Source organism: Microbacterium sp. RG1 (assembly GCF_005347485.1).
Lineage (GTDB): Bacteria > Actinomycetota > Actinomycetes > Actinomycetales > Microbacteriaceae > Microbacterium > Microbacterium binotii_A.
This window is the reverse complement of the sequence record NZ_CP034121.1, coordinates 2,668,496-2,691,886: the sequence shown is the minus strand read 5'-3', so window position 1 is coordinate 2,691,886 and position 23,391 is coordinate 2,668,496. Positions and strand designations below refer to the sequence as shown.

Annotated in this window: 21 protein-coding genes; 6 read left to right on the top strand and 15 right to left on the bottom strand. The window is 70.9% G+C overall.

Going from position 1 to position 23,391, the window contains the following annotated elements; all coding sequences use genetic code 11:
* Positions 1 to 142 precede the first annotated feature (142 nt).
* On the top strand, positions 143 to 916 hold the full coding sequence (locus EHF32_RS13130) for a DeoR/GlpR family DNA-binding transcription regulator (RefSeq protein ID WP_137418600.1): 774 nt from the start codon (positions 143 to 145) through the stop codon (positions 914 to 916).
* Here the strand turns inward: EHF32_RS13130 and EHF32_RS13125 are convergent.
* From EHF32_RS13125 to EHF32_RS13115, 3 genes are all read right to left on the bottom strand, one after another.
* Complete coding sequence (locus EHF32_RS13125) at positions 909 to 1,949, bottom strand: aldo/keto reductase (RefSeq protein WP_137418599.1); 1,041 nt, start codon at positions 1,947 to 1,949, stop codon at positions 909 to 911. The two genes, EHF32_RS13130 and EHF32_RS13125, sit on opposite strands and share 8 nt — an antisense overlap.
* Positions 1,950 to 2,058: 109 nt before the next feature.
* The gene (locus EHF32_RS13120; protein ID WP_137418598.1) at positions 2,059 to 2,895 is read right to left on the bottom strand and encodes an alpha/beta fold hydrolase; all 837 of its coding nucleotides are present in this window, start codon (positions 2,893 to 2,895) and stop codon (positions 2,059 to 2,061) included.
* A gap of 166 nt (positions 2,896 to 3,061) precedes the next feature.
* Positions 3,062 to 3,886, bottom strand: coding sequence for a ribokinase (locus EHF32_RS13115; RefSeq protein ID WP_137418597.1), 825 nt, complete (start codon positions 3,884 to 3,886; stop codon positions 3,062 to 3,064).
* A gap of 110 nt (positions 3,887 to 3,996) precedes the next feature.
* On the opposite strand from EHF32_RS13115, the gene EHF32_RS13110 reads away from it, so the two are divergent.
* Positions 3,997 to 4,950: a nucleoside hydrolase gene (locus EHF32_RS13110; protein ID WP_137418596.1), complete on the top strand. Its 954-nt coding sequence runs from the start codon at positions 3,997 to 3,999 to the stop codon at positions 4,948 to 4,950.
* A 4-nt stretch (positions 4,951 to 4,954) separates the two neighbouring features.
* Here EHF32_RS13110 and EHF32_RS13105 read toward each other — a convergent pair whose 3' ends face one another.
* The gene (locus EHF32_RS13105; RefSeq protein WP_137418595.1) at positions 4,955 to 5,827 is read right to left on the bottom strand and encodes an EamA family transporter; all 873 of its coding nucleotides are present in this window, start codon (positions 5,825 to 5,827) and stop codon (positions 4,955 to 4,957) included.
* Positions 5,824 to 7,074: a serine hydrolase domain-containing protein gene (locus EHF32_RS13100; RefSeq protein ID WP_137418594.1), complete on the bottom strand. Its 1,251-nt coding sequence runs from the start codon at positions 7,072 to 7,074 to the stop codon at positions 5,824 to 5,826. Before EHF32_RS13100 ends, EHF32_RS13105 begins: the two co-directional genes overlap by 4 nt.
* A 76-nt stretch (positions 7,075 to 7,150) precedes the next feature.
* Between EHF32_RS13100 and EHF32_RS13095 the strand changes: the two genes are divergently transcribed.
* Both EHF32_RS13095 and EHF32_RS13090 read left to right on the top strand, forming a co-directional pair.
* Positions 7,151 to 7,459: a DUF2470 domain-containing protein gene (locus EHF32_RS13095; protein ID WP_137418593.1), complete on the top strand. Its 309-nt coding sequence runs from the start codon at positions 7,151 to 7,153 to the stop codon at positions 7,457 to 7,459.
* A gap of 66 nt (positions 7,460 to 7,525) precedes the next feature.
* Positions 7,526 to 8,179, top strand: a complete 654-nt coding sequence (locus EHF32_RS13090; protein ID WP_137418592.1) for a biliverdin-producing heme oxygenase — start codon at positions 7,526 to 7,528, stop codon at positions 8,177 to 8,179.
* Between the two features lie 462 nt (positions 8,180 to 8,641).
* Here the strand turns inward: EHF32_RS13090 and EHF32_RS13085 are convergent, their stop codons facing one another.
* Positions 8,642 to 9,988 carry an ATP-dependent DNA helicase gene (locus EHF32_RS13085; RefSeq protein WP_137418591.1) on the bottom strand — a complete coding sequence of 449 codons (1,347 nt, stop codon included), beginning with the start codon at positions 9,986 to 9,988 and terminating at the stop codon, positions 8,642 to 8,644.
* 86 nt (positions 9,989 to 10,074) lie between these two features.
* Here EHF32_RS13085 and EHF32_RS13080 point away from each other — a divergent pair, with 86 nt between their 5' ends.
* A complete protein-coding gene (locus tag EHF32_RS13080; protein WP_238343709.1) occupies positions 10,075 to 11,139 on the top strand; it encodes a hypothetical protein in 1,065 nt (354 codons plus the stop codon).
* A gap of 1 nt (position 11,140) precedes the next feature.
* Here the strand turns inward: EHF32_RS13080 and EHF32_RS13075 are convergent, their stop codons facing one another.
* The 5 genes from EHF32_RS13075 to rpmB all read right to left on the bottom strand — a co-directional run bounded on the left by EHF32_RS13075 (position 11,141) and on the right by rpmB (position 14,529).
* Positions 11,141 to 13,174, bottom strand: coding sequence for a cytochrome c oxidase assembly protein (locus EHF32_RS13075; RefSeq protein WP_137418590.1), 2,034 nt, complete (start codon positions 13,172 to 13,174; stop codon positions 11,141 to 11,143).
* Between the two features lie 93 nt (positions 13,175 to 13,267).
* On the bottom strand, positions 13,268 to 13,555 hold the full coding sequence (locus EHF32_RS13070) for an HU family DNA-binding protein (protein WP_137418589.1): 288 nt from the start codon (positions 13,553 to 13,555) through the stop codon (positions 13,268 to 13,270).
* Positions 13,556 to 13,813: 258 nt separating this feature from the next.
* Positions 13,814 to 14,119 carry a 30S ribosomal protein S14 gene (gene rpsN, locus EHF32_RS13065; protein ID WP_137418588.1) on the bottom strand — a complete coding sequence of 102 codons (306 nt, stop codon included), beginning with the start codon at positions 14,117 to 14,119 and terminating at the stop codon, positions 13,814 to 13,816.
* 3 nt (positions 14,120 to 14,122) lie between these two features.
* A complete protein-coding gene (gene rpmG / locus EHF32_RS13060; protein ID WP_005051772.1) occupies positions 14,123 to 14,293 on the bottom strand; it encodes a 50S ribosomal protein L33 in 171 nt (56 codons plus the stop codon).
* Entirely contained in the window at positions 14,293 to 14,529 is a 237-nt protein-coding gene (rpmB, locus tag EHF32_RS13055; protein WP_137418587.1) for a 50S ribosomal protein L28, read from the bottom strand. Before rpmB ends, rpmG begins: the two co-directional genes overlap by 1 nt.
* 435 nt (positions 14,530 to 14,964) lie before the next feature.
* On the opposite strand from rpmB, the gene EHF32_RS13050 reads away from it, so the two are divergent.
* Positions 14,965 to 19,614 carry an SCO7613 C-terminal domain-containing membrane protein gene (locus EHF32_RS13050; RefSeq protein ID WP_137418586.1) on the top strand — a complete coding sequence of 1,550 codons (4,650 nt, stop codon included), beginning with the start codon at positions 14,965 to 14,967 and terminating at the stop codon, positions 19,612 to 19,614.
* Here the strand turns inward: EHF32_RS13050 and EHF32_RS13045 are convergent.
* The 4 genes from EHF32_RS13045 to EHF32_RS13030 are packed head-to-tail and all read right to left on the bottom strand — an operon-like array spanning position 19,598 to position 23,372.
* A complete protein-coding gene (locus EHF32_RS13045; RefSeq protein ID WP_137418585.1) occupies positions 19,598 to 20,281 on the bottom strand; it encodes a DNA-3-methyladenine glycosylase in 684 nt (227 codons plus the stop codon). The two genes, EHF32_RS13050 and EHF32_RS13045, sit on opposite strands and share 17 nt — an antisense overlap.
* On the bottom strand, positions 20,278 to 21,696 hold the full coding sequence (locus EHF32_RS13040) for a hypothetical protein (RefSeq protein ID WP_137418584.1): 1,419 nt from the start codon (positions 21,694 to 21,696) through the stop codon (positions 20,278 to 20,280). The genes EHF32_RS13045 and EHF32_RS13040 overlap by 4 nt, the downstream gene beginning before the upstream one ends.
* On the bottom strand, positions 21,686 to 22,450 hold the full coding sequence (locus EHF32_RS13035; RefSeq protein WP_137418583.1) for a TIGR03943 family putative permease subunit: 765 nt from the start codon (positions 22,448 to 22,450) through the stop codon (positions 21,686 to 21,688). The genes EHF32_RS13040 and EHF32_RS13035 overlap by 11 nt, the downstream gene beginning before the upstream one ends.
* A complete protein-coding gene (locus EHF32_RS13030; RefSeq protein ID WP_307325893.1) occupies positions 22,443 to 23,372 on the bottom strand; it encodes a permease in 930 nt (309 codons plus the stop codon). The genes EHF32_RS13035 and EHF32_RS13030 overlap by 8 nt, the downstream gene beginning before the upstream one ends.
* Positions 23,373 to 23,391 lie beyond the last annotated feature (19 nt).

Below are 23,391 nucleotides of genomic sequence, written 5' to 3'. Positions count from 1 at the left end.
TTGTGTCGCGCTCGTCGCAACGCCTCCATCCTCCACAATCTGCGCGTTATGCGCAAGATCTCATAACAATCGATCTTCTGTTCGCGCGTACCGCGCAGATTCCCTCTATCGCCTTGCGCGGCGCGCCCGATACGCTGAGGCCATGAACGGTGCTCTCCGCCGAGCGAGGACGCTCGAGCTCCTCGCCGCCCACGGCCAGCTCACCGTCGAGGAACTCTCCGCCCGCCTCGACGTGACCGAGTCGACGGTCCGACGCGATCTGCAACGCCTCAGCGCAGAAGGCCGCCTCACGCGCACCCTTGGGGGCGCTGCGCTGCCCACCCCCGGCTACAGCGAGCCGAGCCTCGCTCAGCGATCCCAGACCGCACGTGCCGAGAAGGAGGCCATCGCGAGATACTGCGCATCGCTCGTGGCCGATGGGGAGAAGATCATCCTCGATGCCGGCACCACCACGGGGCGACTAGCTGCTGCGCTGCGAAGCCGAACCTCGCTGACCGTCTTCACGAACGGCCTGACCTCGATTATGGAACTGGCTGCCGCCGACGATGTGGAGGTCGTGGTACTCGGGGGTCGCATCCGTCACATCAGCCAGGGGCTCGTGGGTGCGCTCACCGATTTGTCACTGTCCCGCGTCACGGCCGATCGGGTCTTCCTGGGTGCGGATGCCATTCGCGCCGACCTCGGCATCTGCGAGGCCGACCTCGAGCAGACGCGTACGAAGGAACTGATGGCGCAACGAGGCCGCAAGGTCTACGTGCTCGCAGACTCCTCGAAACTCGACCAGGCACCCTTCGATGCCTGGGCCGACGTGGGTGAATACACCCTGATCACCGACTCCGCGGCCACTCCAGCTCAGCTCGCATCCTTCGAGCGCGCACCGAACGTCGAGGTCGTGGTGGTGAACCCCGTCAGTTGACCGAGCCGCCGACGGGCGCGGCGAACTCGTCGAGAGCGGCGACGACCTCGGGCGAGAGCTCGGCCTTGCTCGCGGCGATCGCGTCATCGATCTGGCCCGGGCGCGAGGCGCCGATGATCGCGGTGGTCACGACCTCGTCGCGCAGCACCCACGCGATCGCGAGCTGCGGGATCGACAGTCCCGCATCCTGCGCGACGCCGTCGATTCCCCGGATGCGGCGCAGGTAGTCGTCGGTGAGCGCGCTGCTGTTGAGGAAGTGGCTGTCGGCGGCGCGCGAGTCGGCAGGGACCGTGCCGTCGAGATACTTGGCGGTCAGCAGCCCCTGCGCCAGCGGCGAGAAGACGGCGCTGCCGACCTGCAGCTCCCGCAGGGCCGGGAAGAGCTCCGCCTCGGGAGTGCGGTCGAACAGCGAGTAACGGGGCTGGTGTACGAGCAGGCGCACGCCCTCGGCGGCGAGCAGCGCGTGCGCGCGACGTGTGAGCTCGGCGGGGTAGTTGGAGATGCCGACGTAGAGCGCCTTGCCGCTGCGCACGATGTCGACGAGCGCCTGCATCGTCTCTTCGAGGGGCGTGTCGGGGTCGACGCGGTGGGAGTAGAACACGTCGACGTAGTCGGTGCGCATCCGCGTGAGACTCTGCTCGAGCGAGCGCATCAGGTACTTGCGCGACCCGCCGTCGCCGTACGGCCCCGGCCACATGTCGTAGCCGGCCTTCGTCGTCAGGAACAGCTCGTCGCGGTAGCGACGCAGGTCGCTCTCGAGCACGGTGCCGAACGTCGTCTCGGCAGCACCGTAGGGCGGGCCGTAGTTGTTGGCGAGGTCGATGTGCACCACGCCGCGATCGACCGCGTGGAGGAGGATCTCGCGCTGCGTCTCGATCGGACGACCGCGGCCGAAGTTCTGCCACAGCCCCAGTGAGACACGGGGCAGGCGCACCCCGCTGGCGCCGGCGCGCGCGAACGGCACATCGTCGTAGCGGGTCGCCTTCGCGATGTACGGCGAGAGCAGGCGGGGGTCATCGGCGGCGATGGGCATGACGATCCTTCGGGAGGGAAAGGGGGTGCTGTTCGCAAGCCTGCCACACCCGGACGACAGCCGGCCCCGACCCTGCAGGGCTGCGGGGTCGGGGCCGGGTGTCAGCGGGTCACTCCTGGATGAAGGCCAGGATGTCGGGGTTGATGACATCGGCGTGCGTGGTCAGCATGCCGTGCGGGTAGCCCTCGTAGATCTTCAGCGTCGAGTTCTGCAGCAGCTCGTGCTGCTTGAGCGCCGCATCCTTGTACGGGACGACCTGGTCGTCGTCGCCCTGGATGACGAACACGGGAACCGTGATGGCCTTGAGGTCCTCGGTCTGATCGGTCTCGGAGAACGCCTTGATGCCCAGGTAGTGGGCGAGGGCGCTGCCGGTCATGCCCTGCCGCCACCAGTTGTCGATGACGGGCTGCGAGGGGGTGACGCCCTCGCGGTTGAAGCCGTAGAAGGGACCGGATGCGACGGCCTCGAAGAACTCGGCACGGTTGGCGGCGAGCGCCTCACGGAAGCCGTCGAACACCGAGATCGGCGTGCCCTCGGGGTTGGCGTCGGTCTGCACCATGAGCGGGGGCACGGACGACACGAGCACCGCCTTGGCGACGCGACCCTGGGGCTCGCCGTACTTCGCGACGTAGCGGGCCACCTGGCCGCCGCCCGTCGAGTGTCCGACGTGGATCGCGTTGTGCAGGTCGAGGTGCTCGACGACCGCGTTCACATCGCTCGCGTAGTGATCCATGTCGTGGCCGGTGCCGATCTGCGAGGAATGGCCGTGCCCGCGGCGGTCGGTCGCGATGACGCGGAAGCCCTTGCTGAGGAAGAACAACATCTGGGCGTCCCAGTCGTCCGACGAGAGGGGCCAGCCGTGGTGGAACACGATGGGCTGGGCGTCGGTGCTGCCCCAGTCCTTGAAGTAGATCTCTGCGCCGTCTTCGGTGGTCACGTAAGCCATGGGAAGCCTCCAGGGTGTCTTGTTTCACAGTCGTTGAGGGGAGCGCTCTCGAGCCGCACGGGCCGAGGGTGCGTTCACGATAGCTCCGCGCCTCACGCTGAGTGCTTCGACATCTGTCCAGACAATTCCCACGGGTCCGACCCGCGTCCCACGCCGCCGGATCGTGTCAGCGGTAGGTCTCGAGGCGGCGCAAAGGCGGCTGCGCACCCTCGTAGGTGACCGCATCGGCGCCGACCGCGCAGGCGGCGGTGAGGGCCGCGACGTCGTCCCATCCGGCGTGCAACGCCAAGGTCAGTGCGGCGCAGAACGCGTCGCCCGCCCCGACGGAGTTGATCGCGGCGACCCGCGGGGCGCTCACCCGTGCGACCTCGCGGCCGCCCTCCCGCAGCGCTGCACCGTCGGAGCCGTAGGTGACCGCCACACGGCGGGCGGCGGCGAGCGCCGGCAGCAGTTCGTACTCGGTCTCGTTCACGATCACGAGGTCCGCGCGCTCGAGCACCGCCTGCGGCACCGCGCGCGCGGGCGCCGCGTTCACGGCGAGGAAACCGGGCACCTCGGCGAGCGCCGCGATCGCGGACACCGGGATCTCCTGCTGCGCCAGGACCGCCTCGTCCGCCTGAAACGCCACCCCGTCGAGGCGCACCGTGTCGTTCGCTCCCGGACAGACGACGATCTGGTTCTCGCCGGCCTCGTCGACGATGATCAGTGCGGTCCCGGTCGCATCGTCGCCGAGCCAGACGTCACTCGTGTCGACGCCCGCCTCCCGCAGGTTCTGCAGCATCGCGTGACCGTCGGTGTCGTCGCCGACGGCACCGACCATGCGCACGCGAGCACCCAGACGCGCCGCGGCCACCGCCTGGTTGGCGCCCTTGCCACCGGGGTCGCGCCGCAACCGACCGCCGAGAACGGTCTCCCCGGCACCGGGCAATCGATCGGTGGTGGCCGTCAGATCGACGTTGATGCTTCCGACGACGCAGAGGGGACCGAGCATCCCCCCATTCCACCACGCACCGAAGCCCCGGATGCGGCACCTCGGCGCTGGAGGAGATATAACCGAACAGGCGGACGAGGGGGTCGCGCCCCGACCCACCGAGGAGAACGATGACCGAGCCCACCCCCGTCTACCTGGACTGCGACACCGGCGTCGACGACGCCGTCGCGCTGGCGTACCTGCTGGCCTCCCCGACGATCGACCTCGTCGGGGTCGGCACCGTCAGCGGCAACATCTCCGCCGCCGAGGCCACGCGCAACACGCTCGACCTGCTCGCCCTCGCCGGCCGCGACGACATCCCCGTGGCGCAGGGCGCCCACGATCATCTCGACCACCCCTACGGGGGCGGCGCGCAGTGGGTGCACGGCGAGAACGGCATCGGCGGCGTCGAGCTGCCCCGGAGCCCGCGGGCGGCGGATTCGCGCAGCGCCGTCGAGCTTCTCATCGACCTGTCTCACGCCCACGCCGGACGCCTGCACGTGCTGACGATCGGGCCGATGACGAACCTCGCGCACGCCCTGGAGGCGGATCCCACGCTTCCCGAGCGCGTCGCCGCGGTGACGGCCATGGGCGGCGCGGCCCTCGTGCCCGGCAACATCACGGCAGCGGCCGAGGCGAACGTCTACAACGACCCGCAGGCGGCGGCAGCGCTCCTCGCCGCCGACTGGGATGTGACGCTCGTGCCCTTGGACGCGACCATGGAGCACACCATGAGCGAGCAGCAGCGCGAGAGGCTCGTCGCCGACGATCGCCCGTTCGTCTCGGCGATCGGCCACATCCTCGATCACTACTTCGACTTCTACCGCGACACCTACGGGCATCGCACATGCGCGCTGCACGACCCGCTCGCCGCCGCGATCGTGGGCGGCATCACCCCGTCACGCGCACCCCGAGTGCCGGTGACGGTCGACGTCACCGACGGACCGGGGCGAGGTCAGACGATCGCCGACCTGCGCGGCCAGCGCGTGGCGATGCGCGACCACGACGGTGTGCGCACGCGCATCGTGCTCGACGTCGACGCGGGTGTGGCGGACCATCTGATCGACACGATCCTCGCGGGCTGAGCGCTCAGGCCACCGGTTCGTCCTGGCGGCGGGCACGCGGGGCCATCAGCACCGCGCCGATACTGGCGGCGATCACCAGGGCGATGCCCGCGATCTCGAGCACGCTCAGGTGCTGCCCGAGCAGGAGGAAGCCGGCGATCGACGCCGTCGCCGGTCCGAGGCTCATGAGGATCGCGAACGTGGATGCGGCCAGGCGGCGCAATGCGGACAGCTCGAGCGCGTAGGGGATCGTCGAAGAGAGCACGGCGACCCCGGCCCCGAGCGCCAGCAGGTCGGGCCGCAGCAGCGCGACGCCCGCATCCGCGATGCCGAAGGGGAGCGAGAGCACGGCGCCCACGGCCATGGCCAACGCGAGGCCGTCGAGCCGGACGAACTCGCGTCCGACCCGCGCCGAGGCGAGGATGTACAGGGCCCAGCTCGCGGCGGCTCCCAGGGCGAAGACCACGCCGAGTGCATCCAGGCGGTCCCAGCCACCCCCGCCGAGCGCAGCGACGCCCACGAACGCGAGTCCGGCCCAGAGCCACGCGGAGGCCCGACGCGCCGCGATGATCGACAGCGTCAGCGGCCCGAGCACCTCGATCGTCACGGTGACGCCGAGCGGCAGGCGTTCGAGAGCGAGATAGAACAGCCCGTTCATCAGCGCCAGCACCAGCCCGAACCGGACGACCGCGAGCCAGGCCGCCCGCGAATGCCCCCGCAGGCTCGGTCGTGCGATGAGCAACAGCACCATCGCCGCGAAGACGAGCCGGAGCATGACCATGCCCAGCGGTCCGACCTCATCGAACAGCAGAACGGCGAGCGAGGCGCCGACCTCCTGGCAGGCGAGGCCGACCAGGACCAGGGCGACGGCGGAGGTGGATCCGGAGCGAGCGGTCACGAAGCGGGCAGCGGGCACACGGCCGCAGCGGCGATCGCGTCGTGATACTGCTGCGCGGTCCAGGGCAGACCCGCATCCGGGGTGCTCTGACCGCTGGCCGCGGGCGCCTTGGAGGCGATGGAGGCGAGCTCCCACGCGAGGTACGCGCCCACCAGGTCGGAGGCCGCCGAGTTGTTCAGCACGACAGAGACGGTCATGCCGGTGGTCGGGTCGGCGAAGGACGCGGTGATGTACCCCGGCACCGAACCGAACTGTCCGATGAGCGAACCGGCCTGGAAGGCGCCGCCCGTGGCGGTGAGCCACGACGGCTGGTCGGGGGAGACGAGCATCGGGGACGCGAAGCGCTCCTCGCCGCCGAACGATCCGGCGGCGAGCGCCTGCGTGTAGCGGCCGACATCGGCGATCGTGGAGACGACTCCCGCGTTCGTGAAGCCGAAGCTGGACGACATGGTCGTCATGTCGCGCGGCTCGGCACAGTTCATGGCACCGTCGGGGCCCGGCTGCGACAACAGACCCGTCAGCGAGGGCTGTCCGGGCTTCGCTGCGGTGCGCCCGGGAAGGCTGGTGCGACTCAGCCCCAGCGGCGCGAAAACGTGCTCGTCGAGCAGAGCTGAGGCGCTCTGGGAGCCGGCGTTCTCGAGCGCGAGTCCGAGCAGCACGTAGCCCGTGTCGGAGTCGCGCCAGGCAGCGCCCGCCGTGGCCGGGTCGAACCCGGTGATACCGTAGGCGGCGAGCTCCGCGGCGTTCCACTCGCGGGCGGGCAGGCCGATCGCGTCGTCCTGCAGCACGGCACCGTACGAGCCCAGACCGCTCGTTCCGTCGCACAGCATCCCGAGGGTCACGCCGCTGAGACCGGCGACACTGGGGACGTACGTGCGCACCTCGTCATCGAGCGAGACGGTGCCGGCATCCACCATCTCGTAGAGCACGTCGCAGATCATCGGGCGGGTGAGATCGCCCACCCGGAACACGTCGTCGACCGAGGCATCGCCGACACCGGCCACCCATGACCCGCTCCATGGCGCCCAGACACCGACGATCGCGCCGGTCGAACCGGTCGCGGCCATCGCGAAGTTCACCGCCGACTCGAGCTGCGTCTGCGTGTCTGCCGGGAAGGCGCCCTCCACCTGCGTGGGCATGTCGATCTCGACGCTCTTGGCCGGCGTGCATCCCGCGAGCGCGAGAACGATGGCAGCTGCGCCGGCGATCGCGGCGGCAGCGCGTTTGAAGCCGGAACTGATCGGCATTTCACCCCCGCGGTCGTGCTCCAGCATTCAAACACACCCACATCACAAGACCATCACGGCTCTTAGGCTGTGCTGCATGACCCACGTTTTCGACGACGAGACACTGGCCGGTGTTCTCGGGCACATGAACTCCGATCACTCCGACGACAACATGCTCTTCGCACGCGCTTTCGGCCCGCATCCGGCGCCCGTCGGCGCCCGCATGGTCGGATTCGACGGCGACGGCGGGGACTGGATCATCACGGCTGCCGGGGGCGCGAGCGTCGACATGCGGCTGACGTGGCCCGGCGGTCCCATCACCCAGCGGGCCGAGGTGCGACGCGAGATCGTTGCGCTGTATGACGCTGCATGCGCCGAGCTGGGCATCGAGCCGCGCCCTCACTGACCGCATCCGACATCCTGGGCGAATTGACGATTTAGGTTCTGCTTACCTGAAGGTATAGTGGGCCGCATGAGCGAGCCGATCCCGTTCTCCGCAGCCCTTCGCGAACGTTCCAGCGGTGCCCACTCGGGCAGCGAGGGCGCCGGATTCATGTCCGACCTGATCAAAGGCGAGGGCACGCGCGATGACTACATCGCGCTCGTCGCGCAGCACTGGTTCATCTACGAGGCGCTGGAATCGGCGGCCGAGCGGATGCGGCGCGACCCCGTGGCGGCGGTGTTCATCAGCGAGCGCCTCACCCGCCTTCCCGCTCTCGCCGCCGATCTCGAGTTCCTCGTCGGTCCCGACTGGCGCGAGCGCATCGAGCCCCTGCCGACCACCCGGCGCTACGTCGACCGCATCAACCAGGTCGGCGCGACGTGGCCGGGAGGATTCGTCGCACACCACTACACCCGCTACCTCGGCGACCTGTCGGGCGGGCTGTTCATCGGCAAGCTCATGCAGCGCCGGTTCGGTTTCGACACCAACGGCATCGGTTTCTACATCTTCGCGGACATCGCCGACCCGAAGGAGTTCAAGGAGCACTACCGCGTGCAGCTCGACTCCGCCCCCTGGGACGAGGCCGAGAAGGAGCGCGTGATCGACGAGGTGCTCCTGGCTTACCGCTTCAACACCGAGCTGTTCGAGGACCTCGCTCGGGCGAAGGCCGAAGCCGCCGCCTGACCCGGCGCGCCGCATCCGTGCGTGGGCTCGCATCCGCGCGTGGGCTCGCATCCGTGCGTGGGCTCGCATCCGTGCGTGGGGCGCCCTCCTGTGCCCGAGTTGCGTCGCATATGCGCAACTGCCACATGTTTCCGCATCCGCGGCAGTTATTGACTGGCGCATCTGCGCAGAACTGTAGCTCTCGGTGCAGCCCGTCCACCTGAACCCGGCCCGCCCTCGACCCGCGGCGCCCGGACCCGGCGGGTCTTCCCGGATGTCCTGCTGAAAGCCCGCCCTCGACCCGACGCCCCGCCACCGCATCCGCCACCCCCGACCCCTCGCAACAGCCACACTTCTGCGCACCCGCCACAGTCATGGACTGTCGCAGCTGCGCAAAAGTGGCGCATCTGCGCAAGAGCGACGCAACTCGGGCAAGGAAGGGGGGAACCCCCGGGGAGCGGAACCGGGAGCGAGGGGATGCGGTCAGGCGCGGGCGCGGGACATGAACCGCTGCACGTCGGGGTCCACGCGGATGTCGGAAGGCCGGAGCGGCCGCGACAGGTACAGTCCGTCGAGCGAGGTGAGCCGGGACAGCGCGACGTAGGTCTGCCCGGGCGCGAAGGCTCCCGCTCCGAGATCCACGATGGCGCGGTCGTACGTCTTTCCCTGCGACTTGTGGATCGTGACCGCCCACGCCAGCCGCAGCGGGAACTGCGTGAACTCGGCCACGACCTCCCGGCTGAGCGATCGGGATGCGGCGTCGTACGCGTAACGGAAACGCTCCCAGACCGCGGGCTCGACGTCGTAGTCGCGGCCGTCGATCTCCACACGGACGATGCTCCCGGCGATCTTGACCACCGTGCCGATCGTGCCGTTCACCCATCGGGGCCCGTCGCCGTAGGACTGCGTGTCGTTGCGCAGGAACATGACCTGCGCGCCGACCTTCAGCTGCAGCTCCTGTTCGGCGGGGAAGGCGGCCTCCCCGCGCCCGAAGTCCCCGCTGACCTCGGCGTGCGCGGTCTGCACACGACCGGAGAGGGCATCGAGGTGGCGCCGGTTGATCGCGTTGACGCGGTCGTTGCGGGTCGCGAGCGTGATGATGGGCTCGTCCGCGGAGAACTCAGGGGGCGTGCGGGCGCCCGTGTCGTTGAGGATCTTGGCCATGTCCGCGGTGACCTGGCCGTAGCGCACCGCGTTCAGCAGCGCTTTGAACCCCGGGTCCGACTGCCGATGGATCTCGCGCAGCTCGGCGACGTGCAGATCGGCGCCGTACCGCCCCATGTCCATGAGACCGTCACCGCTCGACTCCCCCGCCCACACGTGCGCGTCGAAGAACCAGAACGAGTGGTAATGGTCGCGCACATAGCGCAGCTCGTCACCCCGCGGCGGAACGGGCGCCAACTGGTACGGGTCTCCGAACATCACCATCTGCACGCCGCCGAAGGGCTCCGCCCGCCGGCCCCGGGCCTGGCGCAGCGCCCGGTCGATGGCGTCCATGAGGTCGGCGTTGACCATCGAGATCTCGTCGATCACGAGCGTGTCGATCGCGTTGAGGAGCTTGCGCGTGGCGTCCGACTGGTCGAGTTCGCTGTTCGCGATGAGGCCGATCGGCAGCCGGAACAACGAATGGATGGTCTGGCCCTCGACGTTCAGGGCGGCGACGCCGGTCGGGGCGCAGACGGCGATCTGCTTCGACGTGTTCCACGCCAGGTGCTGCAGCAGCGTCGATTTGCCGGTGCCGGCGCGACCGGTGACGAACACGTGCTCCCGGGTGTCCTCGATGAGCCGGAACAGCGCCTGCTGTTCGGCGGAGAGGGCGGGGGTGCTCACCGATCCATGCTAGGCGCCGCGCGGCCGCATGACGCCCGGGGGCGACTCCCCGCGCTTTCGCGGGGACCCTTTCCTAGACTTGGCCCGTGAGCCGCTTGAGACGAACCCGGCGCCCCGGCGTGCGCCTGGCGTTCGATCTCACGACCCTCGGCCTCATCGGCGCCCTCCTGCTCGCGGCCCTGGGCGCCGGCACGGCGGCCCTGTACCAGGAGTTCTACAGCCCCTCCGCTTTCGTGCAGCGCTATCTGAGCATGCTCGAGTCCGGACGCGCCGCTGACGCTCTGGCCCTGCCCGGCGTCTCGCTCGACTCCTCGGAGCTGACGGATGCGGGACTGCCCGCATCCGCATCCGACGCACTCCTGCGCAGCGCCGCGCTCGGTTCCCTCACCGACGCCCACGTGGTGTCCGAGCAGACCGACGGTGCCGACACGGTCGTGACCGCCAGTTACGTCGCCGGCGGGCACGACGGGACCACCTCGTTCCGGGTCCGCAGCAACGGGACGCTCGGCTTCATCCCGACGTGGCGGTTCAGCCAGAGCCCCCTCGCCGTCATGAACCTCATGGTCCTCGGCTCGTCCACGTTCGACGTCAACGGATTCCGCGTCGACCGTCGCCAGGTCTCCCCCGATGGCGTCGACGCCGACCCCGTCGCGCCCGTGTCGCTGCTGGTGTTCTCGCCGAACCTCTACTCGGTCACCGTCGACAGCGCGCTCTCGACGTCCGAGGGGCTCGCCGTTCTCGCGGACGCGCCGATGGTGAACGTGCCCGTCACCGTTCAGACCAAGCCGACCGACGAGTTCGTGAAGGTCGTGCAGCAGCGCGTCGAGGAGTTCCTCACCGCGTGCAGCACGCAGCAGGTGCTGCAGCCGACGGGCTGCCCGTTCGGCTTCGTGGTGCGCAACCGCGTCGAGAAGCTCCCGACCTGGTCGATCACGCAACAACCCACCGTCGAGGTCCTTCCCAACGGTGCGGGATGGGTCATCCCCGACGCGGATGCGGTCGCGCACATCGATCTCGAGGTGCGCTCCCTGGCCGACGGTTCGCTGCGCGAGGTGTCCGAGGACGTACCGTTCGTGGTGAACGGCACGATCGACATCCTCCCGGACGGAACCGCGTCGATCCGCATTGGCGGCTACGACCCGGGGCTCTGAGTCAGCCCTGACCGCGACGCGCGTCGCGGGCGGCGATCGCCGCCAGACGTGCGTTGTACTCCTCGAGCTCCGCGTCTCCGGTGCGATCGGCCTGGCGGTCGTTGGATCGCTGCAGGCGCTCGTCGCTGCGGCTCCACTGGATCGCCACGGTGATGCCGAGGATGAGGGAAGGGATCTCTCCGATGCCCCAGGCGACACCTCCGCCGACGTACTGGTCTTCGAGCGGCGTCGCGCCCCAGGTCCGACCCATCGCGCCGAACCACTCGGCGGCGAACAGGCCCGTCTGCATCATGATCGCCACACCGAAGAAGGCGTGCATCGCGATCACGACCACGAGGGTCAGCAGCCGGAAGGGGTAGGGGAAGCGCAGCGGCACCGGGTCGATCCCGATGAGAGACAGCACGAACAGGTAGCCGGTGATCAGGAAGTGCGTCACCATCCAGATGTGCCCGAGGTGGTCGTAGAGCGACCACCGGAACAGGTCCGTGTAGTAGAAGATCCACAGCGACGCCACGAAGTTGAGCGCGGTGAAGATCGGATGCGTGACGACCTTGGCGAAGGGCGTGTGCACCGCCCACAGGATCCACTCGCGACCGCCGCGCGTCCCGTCGTCGCGCTTGCGGATGGCGCGCAGCGCCAGCGTGACCGGTGAGCCGGGCACGAGCAGCAGCGGGATCGCCATCGTCAGCAGCATGTGGCCGACCATGTGCACGCTGAACAGATACTCCTGGTACGCGTTCACGGCACCCGAGGTGACCCACAGCAGCAGCAGCATGCCGGCCACCCACATGATCGTGCGATAGATCGGCCAGCGGTCGCCGCGGCGGTGCAGGCGCCACACGCCGGCCAGGTACAGGAAGATCCCGAAGGCGACGACGAACAGCCACAGCAGATCGATGTTCCACGCCGTGATCCACCGCAGCGGCGTGAGCTCCGGCGGTACGGGCGCGTCGGTGAGGAACTCCGCGGGAGTGCGCGCCACCGGCGGCTGCTGATCGGTGGGCGGAGGCGTGCGCGCGAGAGCAGCGGCGGCTCCGCTGGCGATGCCCATGAGGGCGAGTTCCACGGCGATGAGCGTCCAGAACCGCCGGGCACTCGCGTTCTCGTTCATCCGCGAGATGAGCCGCAGCCGGTACCAGGCGCCGAGCAGGCCTAGTCCGATGAGGGCCACGACCTTGACCGCGAGGATGCCGCCGTAGGGGCTGAGGAGAGCGGGCAGCGCCTCCACGCTGACCCAGGCGCGGACGGAGCCCGAGACCGCGACGACGATGAAGGCGACGAGCGCGATGCTGGAGTAGCGCCGCAGCAGGGCGATCTGACTCGACCGCGCCACGACCGGCCGGATCACGACCAGCAGCACGAGCCCTCCCAGCCAGACGGCCGCGGCCAGGATGTGCAGCACGAGCGAGGTGACGGCGACGCTGTGGTTCGCCAGCTCTCCGGAGTGGCCCTGCGTGCCCATCGGAACGAGCGAGGCCAGCGCGAGGATGGCCACGAGCAGGGTCGGCGTCCACGCGCGCACCGCGAAGGTGAGCACCGTGAGCACGGCGCCGGCGACGGTGGTGATGAGCCATGTCCGCCCCAGCTCGACCTCGACGAGGAAGCGGCCGAGCTGCTGTCCGAAGACCGCATCCGCGCTCGGGGCCGCGTTGAAGACGTTGACGAAGGTGAAGAACCCGGTGACGGCGGCCGCGACGGTGAACACCGCCGCGCCGATGGATGCGGTGTCCAGCGCGACCTCGAAGGCGCGGTCCTCGGGCCGCAGGCCGAACAGCGCGAGCACGAGAGCGCCCACCATGGTCGCCGCCGCGAGATTCAGCACGAGGGTGGCGATGGGAAGGCCCCAGCGGACCACGGGGCCGGCGTCGGCGATGACGAGCGGCGCGGCACCCCCGCCGTAGGCCAGGGCGAGGATGAGGGCCACGAGAGCGGTGACTCCGAGGATGACCGGGCCCGCCACCCGCAGCGTGCTCGCCGAGACCGTTCCGGGACCGCCCGAACGGGGTCCGGCGGCGCGGGCGGAGGCGGTCGTCATCACTGCTCCAGCCTAGGCGCGCTGCGCTGTCAGCTCGCCCAGACGACGAAAAGGGGGGAGCCTCACGGCTCCCCCCTCACAGACGGTCGTCGATTACTTGACGGCGGCCTTGAGCTTCGAACCGGCGGTCACCTTGACGCGCTTGCCGGCGGGGATGGCGATCTCGGCGCCGGTCTGCGGGTTGCGGCCGGTGCGAGCGGAGGTCTCGACCTGCTCGAACGCGATCCAACCGGGGATGGAGACCTTGGTGCCCTTGGCGACGGCCTCGGAGACCGTGGAGAAGAGGGAGTCGAGCACGCTCGACACGGTGGACTGGCTCTGTCCCGTGGCGCTGGCGATGCTCGCGACGAGCTCGGTCTTGGTGATGGACTTGTCGGCCATGTGGGTTGTCCTCCAGGCGGCGGTACGCCGCTTTCTTGACTTCGGTCCGGGGCTCGGCCCCGGTTGGTCGGATCGACCGAGCACGAATATACCCACGAACCCCGTGATTCCGCGGATTTTGGGCGTGAACCGCCCACATCCGACGGCGTGTCTCACCCGAAATGACCCAAATGGGTCGGAATCGGCCCCACCGGGCGTCCGAGAACGACGAAGGCCCGGAACCTCAGGGGTTCCGGGCCTTCGTGCGGATGCGGGTGCTTACCAGCTGGACTTGGTCACACCGGGCAGCTCGCCACGGTGGGCCATGTCGCGGAAGCGCACACGCGAGATGCCGAATTTCGACAGCACACCACGGGGGCGGCCGTCGATGACGTCACGCGAACGCAGGCGCACGGGCGACGCGTTGCGCGGCAGCTTCTGCAGGCCGACACGGGCGGCCTCGCGCTGCTCGTCGGTGGACTCGGGCGAGACGAGCGCCTTCTTCAGCTCGGCGCGCTTGGCGGCGTAGCGGTCGACGACCTCCTGGCGCTGCTTGTTGCGCGCGATCTTGCTCTTCTTAGCCATGGATCAGCGCTCCTCTCGGAATTCGACGTGCTTGCGGATGACCGGGTCGTACTTCTTGAGCACGATGCGGTCGGGGTTGTTGCGACGGTTCTTGCGCGTCACGTAGGTGTAGCCCGTGCCGGCGGTCGAACGCAGCTTGATGATCGGACGGACGTCCTGTGCCTTCTTCGCCACTAGAGCTTCACACCCTTCGCGATGAGGTCCTTGACGACGGACTCGATGCCGCGTGCGTCGATGACCTTGATGCCCTTCGCCGAGACGTTGAGCTTGACGTTACGACCCAGCGAGGGCACGTAGTACGTCTTCTTCTGCACGTTCGGGTCGAAGCGGCGCTTCGTCCGGCGGTGCGAGTGCGAGATGTTGTGACCGAAGCCGGGAACCGCTCCAGTCACCTGGCACACTGCTGCCATGGTGATGTCTCCTTCTGTACCGTGACGCCGGACGGCGCCACCCAAGATCCCTTGTCTGCGCCCACGATCGACCCGGCCGTTTCCGACCCGGAAGAGGATGTGGACACGAACTGCGCGCAGGAGTGCGCACAGACAAGGAGTCAGTCTAGCACGTGCGGCGTGTCGCCTTGACGAGGGCCCTCCCCCGCCGACCGTCACCCCACGTTGTCCACAGCGCACCGCGCGCTGACAGTCCCGACAGGTGCCGCACTGCCACGATGGCGTGACGGCTGCGACGCCGTCGATTCGGGGGAGACGATGACGGACACACCGCAGGGGGGCCGCTGGCCCGCCTCCGCGCGCGAGCTCGGCGATCCGCACAGGTGCCCCTTCTGCTTCACGGTGATCAACGGATCACCCTGCCCCGCCTGCGGGCAGCCGCTGGACGATCCGCGCATGGGGCAGGTGCTCGCGATCGGCCAGACGATGGCGGATGCGGAGGCCACGCGCCAGAGCATCATGACCGCCGTCCGCGAGAGCGCCGTCGCCGCGCGCCAGGCGGCCCTCGCGGAGCGAGCGGCGCTGGCGGAGCAGGCAGCTCTCGCCGCCCAGCAGCAGGCCGCCCCGCCGCCGGCCCCCATCATCCCCGATCCCGTCGGCGCCGGAGCCGTCGCCGAGTCCGAAGCGCCGGACGCCCGCGGGCTCGCGGCCGACGCCGCACGTGCGGAGCCCGTCCGCTCCGCACCTGTCGCCCCCGCATCCCCGCGTCCCGCGGCGCAGCCGCCTGCCGCAGAGCCGGCACCCCGCCGGCGGCGGCTCACCGTGCCGGTGTTGCTGCTCATCGTGGGCGTCTCTCTCGTCGGCGTCGCGGCGGTGTTCTTCCTGCTGCTCGCCTGGTTCGTGGCCGGCATCGCTCTTCGTGCGGTGATCGTGGGCGCGATCACGCTCCTCACGATCGGCGGTGCGTCGCTGCTGCGGCGCAGGGGCCTCACGGCCACAGCGGAGGGGATCGCGGCGCTCGGCGTCGTGCTGCTGGGGCTCGACACCTGGGCGGTGTACGCGAACGATCTGTTCGGCGCGGCGAGTTTCCGACCGGCCGTGTGGACGGGCATCGGCGCCGTCGCGGTGGCGGTCATCGGCCGCGCATGGGCCCGGTTCTCGCGTCTGCGCACTCCCGATCTCGCCGCATCCGTCGCACTCCCCGCGGGGGTCGGGTTCCTGGTCGGCGGCGCCGTCGCACTGCCGTCGCCCGAGGCCCTGATCGCGGGACTCCTCGGCGCCGCGGTCGGCGGGCTCGCGCATGCGCTCCCCGCGCCCGCATCGTCGGCACGGTCGGGCGAGACCGGCGCCGTCGAGCGCTTCGTGCTCGCGATCGTCGGCCTGTCCGCCCTCGCAGCGGGCGCGCTGCTGACGCCGCTGTTCGCCGAGGGGGTCGGCGCAGCCATCTGGGCCAACGGCGGCGTGATCCTGATCGGCTCGACGTACGCGTTCGTGCTGCGCCCCGCCGCACCCGAGCGCGTCGCCGGCGCGTGGCTCGGCGCTGCGGCATCCGTGCTGGCTGCCCTCTCACTCGCGACCGCCGGGTGGCAGCTCGCCGCCCGCAGCGATCTGCCCGTGTTCGGCGTGCTCGTGGCGCCGGTCCTGGCGGTCGTCACGGCGGTCGCGCTGGATCGCCTGCGGGTCCGGCTGCCCTGGCTGATCCCCGCGGCCATCGCCGCCGGGATCGTCGCGGTCTGTTCGCTCGCCGTGCAGATCGTGATGTGGTCGACCCGCGCGGCGCTCGCGATGTACGGGAACTGGCCGCTGTGGCGCACACCGGCGTTCGAAGCCGCCGGCGGCTCACTCGAGGTCCCGCTGCTCGCACTCGTCGCCGCCGCCATGCTCAGCGTGCTCGTGTTCCTCGCTCCCGCGGCACGACGAGACTCCGTGCGGCACGTCCGCCCGGTCGTGGGCACCCTCCTGCTGACCTCCGCCGCGGCCCTCACGCTGATCCCCGCGGTCGCGGTCGCCGCGGGTGTCGTCGTCGCGGTCGCATCCGTCGTCGCGATGCGCAGGCGTGCGGACACGACCGGATGGCTCACCGCGGGCTACATCGGCGCCGGCGCGGCCTACCTGACCGGCCTGTCGGCGATCTGGCTGTGGGTCGCCGCGGTCGCCGTCGCCGCACTGCTGCCCGTGGCTCATCGGCTCGCCGCGCGCGCGGCGGGCGGACTCGCCGTCGCCTTCGCCGTCCTTCCGATCGGCGTGCTCGCGGTCTCGTCGACGATCGCGCCGAACGCGCTGAGCGTGCAGCTCGGCGGAGCATCGGATGCGGCCGCCGCGGGCTGCGCGTTCGTGCTGCTGCAGTGGGTCGCACTGGTTTCGGCGCTCGCCTCGCTGCTCGGGTGGCGCGACGCCGCGTCGCGCCGGGCGCTCGCCCTCGCGACGACCGTGCTGCTCGCCGTCTCCCTCCCCGCTGCGGCGGCACTGGGCGCTTCGCCGCTCGCCGAGCGCGCCCTGCTCGAACCGGGCCTCGGCATCGCACGGGCGGCCCTGCTGGTCGTCGCGTTGACGGCACTGACCGCGCGGCACCGGGAGAGCCCGGTCGGCTGGGCGAGTGCCGCGTTCGTCGCGCCCACCGCGGCATCCGGTGCAGTGGCTCTGCTCACTCTGGTCGGCGCACCGCCGTTCATCACCGCACTGGTGACGGCTGCGGTCGCCGCGGCCGTCATCGCCGGCGGTGCGGTCCTCGCGCTCCGCGCACGCGTGCCTCGGGTGCGGCTCGCGGCGGATCTGGGCGCGGCGGTCGTGCTCCTGTTGGCGGCGTGGCCGAGTCCCCTCCCGGACGGTCGGGTGCTCTTTCCGATCCCGACCGAATGGCGTGGGGCGTTCGTCGCGATCATCGCGATCGCGATCGGCGCCGCATCCGTCACCCGGGGCTGGCGCGCCGAGGGCGCGGGCGGAGTTGCGCTCGCCGCGGCTCCGCGGCGTCTCCTGGCCTGGCCCGCGTTCGCGGGAGCGACCGCGGCGCTGTGGCTGTGGCTCGGGTCGGCATGGCCCGACGCCGCCCTGGAGGCGTACGTCGTTCCACCGGCCGTGGGCCTCATCGCCTTCGCGGTCCTGCTGAGCGGACTCGGCCGCATCCCCGAGGCCACACTCGCGGCGGCGTTCGGCGTGGGTCTGGGGCTTCTGCCGTCCGCGGCCACCGCGCTCAGCGGCGACGCGACGCGCGGAATCGTCGCGGCCGCGATCGCCACCGCCGTCGCCGGCGCTGCGTCGTTCCTGGGGCGCCTTCGTTCCTCCGCACCCGGACTCGCCGCGGCCGCCACGTCGCTCGGCGCACTGCTGCTGGCGGCGAGCGGCCTCGTCATCACCGGACCCGAGGTCGCCGCCCTGTGGGCGGCCGCGGCCGTGGCGGTGACACTGATCGTCGGTGTCGGCCTCGCGCGGGACACCTCCGCCGCCGCGGTGGGCGTCGCGACTGCGGCGGGCCCCGTCGCGACCTTCGTGGCCTCGGCGGCCGTCATCAGCGCCGTCGCGACGCACGACTCGTTCGCGGTCGGTCTGACCCTGGTTCTCGTCCTGCTCACCCTGCACCTGGCATCCGCCGGTGCGCACCGCATCCCGCTGACACCGGCACTGCGCTGGACCACATGGGCCGTCGCGCTGATCGCCGGCTCCCTGATGCTCGCCGGCGGCGTGTTCACCGAGGTCGAGCTGGCCTTCGCACCCGCCGGCGTCGCGCTCGCAGCAGGGGCCGTCCTCGCCGCCGTCCGCGCCGACCGCACCAGCGCCCTCGAACGCGCGGCGTGGCTGGCCGGCCTCACGATCACCGCCCTGCCGAGCGTGTTCGCACCCGTCGAGCCGCTGCGCACGTGGCTGGTCATCTCGCTGTCGCTCGCGGCCGCCCTCGTCCTCGTGCTCGCCCCCCTGCCGGACATCGGCCGCCTCAAGACGCCCTCCGTGCTCGTGCTCCTCGTCGCCGCCTGGGCGATGGCGGTGCGCGGCGCGGGAACGGATGCGGTTGCCCCCACGATCGCGTCTCTGGTCGTCGGCGTCGGCACGGTCGCCGTTGCGGCGGGTCTCGTCCGGATCGGCGCACGGGCAGGCATCCCCGCATCCGTCGCCGCGGTCGGCTCGGCCTTCGTGGTCGTGACCGTCGCCCTCCGGCTGGACGGAGCGCCCACGACGACCGCCGTGACGATGAGCGCCGCAGCGCTGGTCGGTGTGGCGTCCGCCCTCGTGCTCGGACGCGAGCGCTGGCGGGGCGTCGCCGCCGTCGCGGCGGTCGCGAGCGCGGTGACGCTGGCCACGGCGGCGGGAATCCGCATCCTGCTCCTGACGGAGCTGCCGGGCGCCCTCTTCACGATCGAACCGGAGATCTGGACTCTGGCGGCGTTGGGGCTCGTCACCGCCATCGCCGTCGCGTCGCTGCGCACCCGTTCCGGCAGCCGCGTCGACGTCGCCGCCATGATCGTGCTCTCCGCGGCGGTCGGCGCGTTCACGATCGCCGAGCTCGCCGCGTTCGACGGCGCGCGACTCGCGGTCCGCGTCCTGCTGATCATGGTCGTGCTGAGCGCGGCGGGAACCGCGGGCTGGGCGCTTCGCCGCCGGAACGGTCTCGTGCTGCTGGGCGCCGCCGGCGCCTTCGCCCTCGTCACCGCCGCGTCGACGACTCCCGCGGTCATCACGATGATCGAGGTCATCACGCTGCCGCCCGCTCTCGCAGGACTCGCGGTGGGCATCGCCCGGATGCGGGCCGAACCCGCGCGGCGCTCATGGCCCGCGCTCGGCGGCTGGCTCGCCCTGCTGACGCTGCCGTCGCTCGCGTACGACGTCGATCCCGACGCCGCACTGTGGCGTGTGGTCGCGCTGGGCGCCGTGGCGATTGCCCTCGTCGTCATCGGCGCGGTCCGCGCTCTGCAGGCGCCGCTCGTGGTGGGTTCGGCGGTGCTGCTCGTCCACGCGATCGCGCAGCTGTGGCCCTGGATCGCCGCCGCCTATGTCGCCTTCTGGTGGCTGTGGCTGGGGCTCGGCGGGGTGGCGCTCATCTTCCTGGCTGCCCGCTACGAGAAGCGGATGCGGGCGCTCAAGGCGGCCTTCGCCGCGGTCACCGCGCTGCGCTGAGCCCGGGTCCGGCGCCGCGTCCCCAGCGGAACGCCGAGACGGTGGGGTCGTCGGGGATCCAGAAGCGCCACGGGAACTCGTCGCCGCCGGCGGCACCCGCCACCCCGACGCGCGGGCCGGTGGCGATGCCTCGGCGAGGACTCACCGGAAGGAGGAGCCGGGCTCGCGCCCCCGCCTGCACGCCACCGGTCACCGCGTCGATGCCGTCGTGCACGGGATGACGGAGTCCTGAGGCGTCACCGAGGCGGCCCGGTCCGCGGGCGAGATCCCGGTCGTGGCGAACGACACCGCGTTCGTTGCGGCGGCGACGGGCCGCATCCGCACCCCCGACGACCTCCGCGCCGCGCAGCAGGACACCGCCGGCGACTCCCGCGGGCCCGCAGACCACGTTCACGCAGGAGTGGATGCCGTGGCTCAGATACACGTACAGGTGGCCGGGCTCGCCCCACATCGTGGCGTTGCGCGGCGTCGGCCCCATGCGGGCGTGCGACCCCGGATCGGGCACGTCACCGGTCCCGCGTCCGTGGTACGCCTCGACCTCGCTGAGACGCAGCACGACGCGTTCACCGTCGAGCTCGACCTCGAGCAGCGCGTCGAGCAGGAGCGGCGCGACCTCCACCGGCAGGGCGCTCAGCGCCTCGCGCGTGGCCGGCACATGGGTCGTCATCGCAGCGGAACCTGGCACCACGAGATGTCGAAGGCGCCGAGGCTGGACACCTCGGTCTCGCTGTCGAGATCCAGGATGTGGGTCTCGACGGTCTCGGGCACCGGCAGGGCGTAGCTCGTCACGTACGGGTTCTTGGCGGCATCCGGCTGCACCAGCACGGCCGCGTAGCGACCGGACGGCGAGACGCACGTCTGCAGCAGGGCCGAGCTCGCCGCCACCGTGAACACCGGCTTGGCGTGGCCCTCGCCGTCGACCAGCAGAAGCGAGGAGCCGGCGCCGTTGGGATCGGTGTACTGACGCAGCGTCCGATCGCCGGTGAGAGGCACGACGCCGCCGAGGTAGCCCGTCGCGTCCTGCGTCGAGACGAGCGGCGTCTCCGAGCCGTCGACGAGCGAGACCGTGACGAGCCCGTCGGCGCGCAGCACGATGGCCGTCGTCGAGCCGCGCGCGATGCCCTCGATCTGCGCGGCCGCTCCCAGATCGACGGGGTTCTCTCCCGAGGGCGGTGCGAGCAGCAACCGGCCCTGGAACGAGAGCATGAGGATGCTGTCGGTATCGGGGACGAAGCTCCACTGCGCGACGCTCGCCGGTTCACCCGACACGTCGATGCGCGTCGGCGGGGTGTCGGCGTCGGCCGGCTTGAGCGAGGCGGTGTACAGCACGCTCGCCCGGGCCCCCGCGGCCGACATGTCGGGGTCGGTATAGGTGTAGCCGATGGTCTCGCCGCGATCCGCGGTCTGCAGGTCCTGAATCGGCCCCGTTCCGGGAAGCGGCAGCGAGCGCTGTCCCGTCCCGTCGGGGTCGGTCACGATGAGCTCGTTCGAGCCGTCGTCGTCGACGACCGACATGACGAGGTGCGCACTCGTCGCGCGGAAGTCCTCGATGTGCCGGTGCGTGAAGACGGGGACGGCGTCCTCGCCCGACAGCGACGTGCGAAAGACGGTGTCGTGCTCGCCGTCGTCGCCACGCTGCAGCAGATACACCGACAGCGGCGGAGTGCGGAAGCTCTCGGTGAGGGTGACGGCCGCATCCGATCCCTGCCCCGCGACACCCGAGACGGTGACGGTGTAGTCGGTGTCGTCGCGCAGCGGCAGCGTGAAGCGCACCCCGATGCTGCGGCCGGATGTCTCGACGGCGAAGTCCGCGACCGGGCTGACGGTCACCTGCGAGGGGTCGATCGCCGTGAGGGTCTGCGTCGTGGTGAGGATCAGGCGCGAGCCGGATGTGGACACCGCCGCCTGCGGGTCGAACTGCACGTTCGTCACCCGCGGGCCCTGAAGGGTTCCGACCGCGCCCGCGGCGGCACCCGCGAGCGCCAGCACGGCCAACACGATCGCGAACGCCCCGAGGTACGCGCGGATGCGGCGGCGCCGGGACTGCTCGCGTCGCGAGGGGCGCCGGGCCTCAGTACTCATAGGGATCGCTCGGCTCGTCGATCGGCGTGACCTGGTCGGCCACGATCGCCAGCTGTCCGGATCCCGTCGCGCGCACCGTGCCCGAGACGGTGACCCATTGCCCGGTGGACGGCGCGGCCGCATCCGCCGAGATGGCCAGGCGTGCGGGTTGCGCGTCGATCACGCAGTGCGTGATGACGAGGCGGCTGAGATCGAACCCGCCGTCGATGTCGCCGCTGACGAAGCCCGTGAGGGTCACCGCGTCGCCCTCGAACGCGTCGGGATTGGTCGCCGTGGCGAACACCGCGGCCCAGTCGCCCACCCCGAACTTCGACGTGTCACCGGTGGAGGCGAGCGAGATCACATCCGATCCGGCGAACAACGGCGGCGCGCCGACGTCACGGGATGCGGCGAGCTCCGCCGAGAGGGATGCCGGCGGAAGTGCCAGCATCGTCACGACGACGCCCGAGGCCAGAACGCCGCCGGCCACCGCGGCCACGGCTCCCGCCGACACCCGGCGTTCGTGCCCGTGATGCGTGTGGTCCTCGTCGTGGGCGTCGCCGTGGTCGTGACCGTGGTCGTCCTCGGCCCCGAGCGGCAGCACGAAGCTGAGCGCCGTTCCGACGAGCACGACGACGGCCATGCCGATCGCGAACCAGGCCCCGTCCGGGTTGATGTACAGGCCGATGCGGCCGGTGACGGCCAGCACCAGGGTGATGACGGCGAGGGCCGCGGCAAGCCCCGCGCCGAGCCAACGGGTGAGGACGCTACGCAAGGAGATTCACCACCGCTCCGAGCGCGAAGGCGAACAGCAGGACCGTGGTGACGATCCCGACGAGTGCGCGGGTGGAGAAGGTCGTGCGCAGCAGGGCGATCATCTTCACGTCCACGAGCGGACCGGTCACCAGGAAGGCGACCAGCGAGCCGGGGGTGAACGTCGAGGCGAAGGAGAGCGCGAAGAAGGCGTCGATGTTCGAGCAGATCGAGACGACGATCGCGAGCATCATCATCGCCACGATCGACAGCACGGGGTTCGAGCCGATGGCCAGCAGCGCGTTGCGCGGCACGAGAACCTGCACCGCGCCGGCGAGCGCGGAGCCGATCACGAGCGCGGGCATGACCGCACGCAGCTCGACGAGGAACTGCGCCAGGGAGCGGCGACCGCGCCCGCCGCGCTCGTGGACGACGACCTCGCACGTCGCGCGGAAACGGTCGGTCAGCAGGGCGTCGGGCGACGGGTGGCGGCTGTAGAGCCAGCCGATGAGGTTCGCCACCGCGTAGCCGCCCAGCAGGCGCGCGATGAGGATGCCGTCGCTGAAGCCGAAGGCCTGGTGCGTCGTGATGATCACGATGGGGTTCACGATCGGCGCGGCGATCAGGAAGGTCATCGTCTCGGAGACGCTGAAGCCGCGCATGAGCAGGCCGCGCGCGAACGGGACGTTGCCGCACTCGCACACCGGCACGATCATGCCCAGCAACGACAGCACCGCCCGCCGCGCCCAGGCGCGTCGCGGCATCCACCGCTCCAGGACGCCGGCGGGCAGCCACACCTGGACGAGGATCGAGAGCACGACGCCCAGCGCCACGAACGGCAGCGACTCGATGAGCACACTGAGCGCGAGCGTGACCCCGTCCTGGAGGCGCGTGGGGACGTCCGCCGGAAGCAGCTGCGGCGCGAAGATGTAGATCGCCGCCATCACGACGATGAGCGCCAGT